The 204-nt window shown below is 66.7% G+C and carries 1 protein-coding gene; it reads left to right on the forward strand.

Translation table 11 applies throughout. The annotated features are described in order from the left end of the window. Nucleotides 1-204 (forward strand): hypothetical protein (locus AC5RU9_RS21320; RefSeq protein WP_494018074.1); only part of this gene is annotated, 204 nt, incomplete at both ends.

Raw genomic sequence — 204 nt, forward strand, 5'->3', positions numbered from 1 at the left:
TCTACCGGCCCCCGTACTACCACCCCGGCATGGACGCCCCGGAAATCAAATACCTCATGGAACGCCGGGCCGAGCTCGGCGGGTTCGTACCCGAACGCCGCCGCACCCACACCGAGGTCACCCTGCCCGAGGCGAAATCCTACGACGTGGCCAAACGCGGATCCGGGAAACAACAAGCCGCGACCACCATGGCCTTCGTCCGGC

Source organism: Arthrobacter sp. B0316-5-4 (assembly GCF_059090325.1).